This is a genomic window from Streptomyces sp. BE20, assembly GCF_036322525.1.
Lineage (GTDB): Bacteria > Actinomycetota > Actinomycetes > Streptomycetales > Streptomycetaceae > Kitasatospora.
On the sequence record NZ_JAQYWW010000662.1, the window covers coordinates 1 to 6,351 of the forward strand.

The 6,351-nt window shown below is 75.5% G+C and carries 2 protein-coding genes; both read right to left on the bottom strand.

The window, feature by feature from the left end; translation table 11 throughout:
- A partial coding sequence (locus tag PUR61_RS13995) for a type I polyketide synthase (RefSeq protein ID WP_329879144.1) occupies positions 1–2,263 on the bottom strand: 2,263 nt, incomplete at its 3' end.
- A gap of 29 nt (positions 2,264–2,292) precedes the next feature.
- The coding region (locus PUR61_RS14000; protein WP_329879145.1) for a type I polyketide synthase at positions 2,293–6,351 on the bottom strand (4,059 nt) is incomplete at its 5' end.

A 6,351-nucleotide genomic window follows, 5' to 3' on the forward strand; every position in this document is an offset into this window, starting at 1 on the left:
GAAGTACCGGGTCGTGGAAGGCCAGACCGCTCACCACGGCCCGGAACTCCGCCAGCATCGGCTCCATCAGCCGGGAGTGGAACGCGTGACTCGTCCGCAGCCGGGACGTCTTCCAACCCCGCTCGGCAGCGAGTTCGGCGATCCGCACGATCTCGCCCTCGGCACCGGAGACGACCACCGCGTCCGGGCCGTTGACCGCCGCCAGGTCGATGTCCGGGAACGCCCCGCACACCTCCGCCTCCGACGCCCCGACCGCCAGCATCGCCCCACCCGACGGCAGCGCCTGCATCAACCGGCCCCGCGCCGCCACCAGCTTCGCCGCGTCCGGGAGCGACAGCACACCCGCCGCATGAGCCGCGGCGATCTCACCCACCGAGTGACCCGCCACGACATCCGGCGTCACACCCCACGAACGGACCAGCGCCAGCAGCGCCACCTCCACCGCGAAGATCGCCGGCTGCGCCCAGCCGGTCAGGTCCAGCCGCTCCCGGTCCTCCAGGACCTCCCGCAGCGGAAGATCCAGCGCCGCACACACCTCGTCGAAGGCCGTCGCGAACACCGGGAAGGTGTCGTACAACCCGCGACCCATGCCGACCCGCTGCGACCCCTGACCGGTGAACACCACCGCCAGCCGGCCCTCGACCGCCGCGCCCCGCACCACCGCGTCGCCCAGCAGCACGGCCCGCTGCTCCAGCACCGCCCGCGCGGTCAGGGCCACCCCGATGTCCGACGGAACCGCGGTCAGCGCCCGCACCCGCTGCATCTGCGTCTCCAGGGAGCCCGCCGACCGTGCGGTCACCACCAGCGGCACCACCGGCAGCGAGGTCCCCACCACCGGCTCGGCCGCCGGCACCGGTGCGGGCGCCTCCTCCACGATCACGTGCGCGTTGGTCCCGCTGATCCCGAAGGACGACACGCCCGCCCGCCGCGGCCGACCGGTGGCCGGCCACGGCCGCGCCTCCGTCAGCAGCTCCACCGACCCGGCCGTCCAGTCGACCTGCGACGACGGCGCGTCCACGTGCAGCGTGCCGGGCAGCAGCCCGTGCCGCATCGACTGCACCATCTTGATGATCCCGGCGACACCGGCCGCCGCCTGCGTGTGCCCGAGGTTGGACTTCACCGAACCCAGCCAGAGCGGCTCGCCGCCGGCCCGGTCCTGGCCGTACGTCGCCAGCAGCGCCTGGGCCTCGATCGGGTCGCCCAGCCGGGTCCCCGTGCCGTGCGCCTCCACCGCGTCCACCTCGGACGCCGCCAGCCCGGCCTGGGCGAGGGCGGCGCGGATCACCCGCTGCTGCGACGGACCGTTCGGCGCCGTCAGACCGCTGGAGGCGCCGTCCTGGTTCACCGCCGTGCCCCGCACCACCGCCAGGACCGGGTGTCCCAGGCGCTGCGCGTCCGAGAGGCGCTCGACCAGCAGCATGCCGACGCCCTCGCCCCAGCCGGTGCCGTCCGCGCCCTCGGCGAAGGACTTGCACCGGCCGTCGGCCGCCAACCCGCCCTGGCGGCTGAACTCGACGAACGTGGTCGGCGTGGCCATCACCGTCACGCCGCCGGCCAGTGCCAGGTCACACTCGCCGTTGCGCAGCGCCTGCGCGGCGAGGTGCAGGGCGACCAGCGACGAGGAGCACGCGGTGTCGACCGTGACCGCCGGGCCCTCCAGGCCGAAGGTGTAGGAGATCCGCCCCGAGGCGACGCTGCCCGCGTTGCCGTTCCCCAGGTAGCCGGCGACGCCGTCCGGCAGTTCCAGGGGCCGCGAGCCGTAGTCGTGGTACATGATCCCGGCGAACACCCCGGTGCGGGGGAACGACGCCGCGGTGGGGTCGAGGCCCGCCCGCTCGAACGCCTCCCAGGTCGCTTCCAGCAGCAGCCGCTGCTGCGGGTCCATCGCCAGCGCCTCGCGCGGCGAGATCCCGAACAGCTCGGGGTCGAAGCCGGCCGCCTCGTGCAGGAAGCCGCCCCGGAGCCGGGCCTCCCGGTCGAGTTCGCCGCTCTCGTGGTCGTAGAGGCCCTCGACGTCCCAGCCCCGGTCGGTCGGCGGAGCGCCGATCGCGTCGGAGCCGGTGGCGACCAGCCGCCACAGGTCCTCGGGGCCGTCGACCCCGCCGGGGTAGCGACAGCTCATGGCGATGATCGCCAGGGGCTCGCTGTTCCGGTACTCCAGCTCCTCCACCCGCTGGCGGGCGGCACGCAGGTTCGCCGCCGCGCGCTTGAGGTAGTCGAGGTACTTCTCTTCGGTCCCGGCGGAGTCGCTTACGGATGTCACGGCGGAGCCGCCTTCGGGGTTGGGCCGGCTCACTGGGTGCCGAGCTCGTCGAGGAGGTCGAAGATCTCGTCGGCGGTCGCCGACTCGATGTCGTCGGTACCGGCGCCGTCCACGGACGCGGTCCAGGCGGCGGCGAGGGTGCGCAGCCGCTGCCCGACCGCTTCGCGGTGCCCGTCGTCGAGGGCCGCGGCCTTGAGGCGGGCCTCCAGGCCGGCGATCTCGGCGTAGAGGGCGTCGGCGGGACCGGCCCCGGGTGCCTGGTCGGGGCGGAGCAGCTCGCCGAGGTGCCGGGCGAGTGCGGTCGGCGACGGGTGGTCGAAGAGCAGGGTCGCGCTCAGGCGCAGTCCGGTCTCGGTGTGGAGCCGGTTGCGGAGCTCCACCACGGTCAGGGAGTCGAAGCCGAGTTCGAGGAACCCGCGGGTGGGCTCGACGTCCTTGGGCGACGCGTACCCGAGGATGCCGGCGGTGCGGGCCCGGACCAGGTCGAGCAGGGTCCGGTCGCGCTCCGCGTCGTTCAGCGGGGCGAGCCTGGCCGCGAGCGTCGGGGCGGGCGCGGTGTCGGTGGCCCGGCGGGGCACGGTGACGAGCCCACTCAGCAGCTCGTGGACGGGGGCGTCGCCCGCAGCGGCCCGGACCGCGCCCAGGTCGAGTGCGATCGGCACCGCCAGGGGCCGCCCGGCGGCGAGGGCGGCGTCGAAGGCGGCGAGGCCGTCGGCGGAGGTGAGGGCGCCGAAGCCGGTGCGGGACAGGCGGTCCCGGTCGGCGTCGGTGAGGGTCTCGCCCATTCCGGCGTCCCACAGGCCCCAGGCGAGCGACGTCGCCGGGACGCCCTGGGCCCGCAGTTCGGTCGCGTAGGCGTCCAGGAACGTGTTGGCGGCGGCGTAGTTGGCCTGGCCCGCGTTGCCGAACAGGCCGGATGCCGAGGAGTAGAGGACGAAGGCGTCGAGCGTCCTGTCCTTCGTCGCGGCGGCGAGGTTGCGGGCTGCGTCGACCTTCGCCCGGAGGACGGCGTCGAGCCGCTCCGGAGTGAGGGACTCCAGTGTCCCGTCGTCCAGCACACCGGCGGCGTGGATCACCGCGGTCACCGGCACGTCCCACAGGGCCTCGGCGACGGCTACCGCGTCCGCCACGTCGCAGGCCACCGCCCGGACCTCCGCCGGAGCGAGCTCCTGCGCGAGTCCGGCGTCCCCACCGGAACGGGAGAGCAGCACCAGGTCACGGACACCGTGGTTCTCGACCAGGTGCCGGGCGACCAGCCGCCCCAGGGTGCCGGTCGCACCGGTCACCACGACCGTGCCGTCCCCGAACTCCACTGCCCGCGCACCGTCGACGCGGACCAGGCGCGGCACGGTGACCACCCCGTCGCGCACGACCGCCTGCGGCAGCGGGTGGAACACGTCCTCGGCCGCGTCCACCAGGTGGAGCCGGTCCGGGTGCTCGGCCTGCGCCGACCGCACCAGACCCCACAGCGCGGCGCCGTCGGCGTCGGTGATCTCCGCGCCCGCCGCACCGAACGTGCGGACCACCAGGCGCGATTGGGACCACGCCGCGTCGGCCAGCCACGACTGGAGCAGCAGCAGCAACCGGGCCGCCCGGTCCCGGGCCGCACCCGCCGCCGTCGCGTCCACGATCAGCACGGGGGCCGGGGCCGGCAGCGGATCGCCCAGCGCCATCACGGCCGTGGCCGCGTCCGAGGCGGGCACCTCCCGCACCACCCAGTCCAGCCCGAACAGCGACCGGAGGCCCGTCCGGACGGCGCCGACCTGCTCCGCGGTGACGGGGCGGAAGGCCAGTTCGTCGATGGTGAGCACCGGCGCACCGGCGCTGTCGAGGGCGACCAGCCGGACCGCGCTGTCGCCCACCAGGGTGAGGTGGACGCGGAGCGCGACGGCGCCGACGGCGTGCAGTCGTGCGCCGCTGATCGCGAACGGCAGGCGGACGGTCCCGTCGAACAGTCCGGTCGCGCCGATCGCGTGCAGGGCCGCGTCGAGCAGGGCCGGGTGCACGCCGAACCCGTCGGGATCCACGGCGTCCGGCCGCACCTCGGCGACCACCCGGTCGCCGTCGCGCACCGCGCCGACCAGGCCCCGGAACGTGGGGCCGTAGGACAGGCCCGCGTCGGCCAGCCGTTCGTACAGGCCGTCGAGCGGGACGGGTTCGGCGCCCGGCGGCTGCGCGGGGAGCGACGACGGCGCCCCGGCGGTGAGGTCGTCGGTGGCGAGGTGGCCGGTGGCGTGCGTGGTCCAGCCCTCGGCGCCGTCGGGCTGCGCGTAGACGGCCAAGGCGCGGCGTCCGTCGTCGCCGGGGGCCCCGACCGTGACCCGCAGCGCGACGCCACCGGTGGCCGGCAGCGAGAGCGGCACCTGGAGCAGCAGTTCGTCGAGGACGGGGGTCCCGGACCGGGCACCGGCGGCGAGGGCGATGTCGATCAGGGCGGCGCCGGGGAGGACCGTGACGCCGAAGACGGTGTGGTCGGCCAGCCAGCCCGGCGACCCGGCCGCGAGCCGCCCGGTGAACAGCAGCGCGTCGCTCTCCGGGAGCGTCACGGCCGCGCCGAGCAGCGGGTGTTCGGCCTCGTGCAGGCCGATGCCGGCCAGGTCCCCGACCGGGTCGACGACGTCGATCCAGAGCCGCTGGTGCTGGAACGGGTAGGTGGGTAGGTCGAGCACCGGCGCCGGGGCGGGGCCGAACGTGGCGGCCCAGTCGACGTCCTGGCCGGCGGCGAAGAGCCGGGCCGCCGCGGTGAGCAGCGTCTCGACCTCGCCGCGGTCGCGGCGCAGGGTCGCGACGGCGGTCCTCTCGGGGTCGGTGTCCTGCACGAGTGCGGTGAGGACGGCGTCCGGGCCGACCTCCAGGATCCGGCCCGCGTCGAGGGCGGTGACGGCGTCGGCGAAGCGGACCGGCTCACGGACCTGTCGCACCCAGTACTCCGGGTCCGACCACTGACCGGGCGCCACCGGGGCGCCGGTCACCGTGGAGACGGCGGGGACCGCCGGGTCGGCGAGGCCGAGCGTCTCCACGACCGCGCGGAACTCGTCGAGCATCGGCTCCATCAGGCGGGAGTGGAACGCGTGGCTGGTCCGCAGGCGGGACGTCTTCCAGCCCCGCTCGGCAGCGAGTTCGGCGGTCCGCACGATCTCGTCCTCGGCGCCCGACACGACCACCGCGTCCGGGCCGTTGACCGCCGCGAGGTCGATGTCCGGGAACGCCTCCCGCACCTCGGCCTCCGATGCCCCGACGGCCAACATCGCGCCACCCGACGGCAGCGCCTGCATCAACCGGCCCCGCGCCACCACCAACGTCGCCGCGTCCGCCAGGGAGAGGACCCCGGCGGCGTACGCGGCCGTGATCTCACCCACCGAGTGACCCGCCACGACATCCGGCGTGACACCCCACGAACGGACCAGCGCCAGCAGCGCCACCTCCACCGCGAAGATCGCCGGCTGCGCCCACTCGGTCCGGTCCAACCGTTCCCGGTCGCCCAGGACCTCCCGCAGCGGAAGGTCCAGCGCCGCACACACCTCGTCGAAGGCCGTCGCGAACACCGGGAACGCCTCGGACAACTCCCGGCCCATGCCGACCCGCTGCGACCCCTGACCGGTGAACACCACCGCCAGCCGGCCCTCGGCGGCGCGGCCGATCGCCACCGGTTCCCCGGTGCCGGGGCTCAGCAGCACCGCGCGGTGCGGCAGCACGGCGCGGCCGGTCAGCGCGTGCCCGAGGTCCCCGGGCCGGAGGTCCGGGCGGTCGCGGAGCAGGGCCGGTGTCCGCTCGACCAGTTCGGCCAGCGCCGCCGGGTCGTTGGCCGACACCACCAGAGGCACCGTGCGGGTCACGGTCGGGCGCGGCGCGACCTCCTGGGCGGGGGGTTCCTCCAGGATCACGTGGGCGTTGGTGCCGCTGATGCCGAAGGAGGAGACCCCGGCCCGGCGGGGGTGCGCGGCGCGCGGCCAGGGGCGGGCCTCGGTGAGCAGTTCCACGTCCCCGGACGCCCAGTCCACCTGGGGGGTGGGCGCGTCGACGTGCAGCGTGCGGGGCAGCACGCCGTGCCGCATCGCCTGGACCATCTTGATGATGCCGGCCGCCCC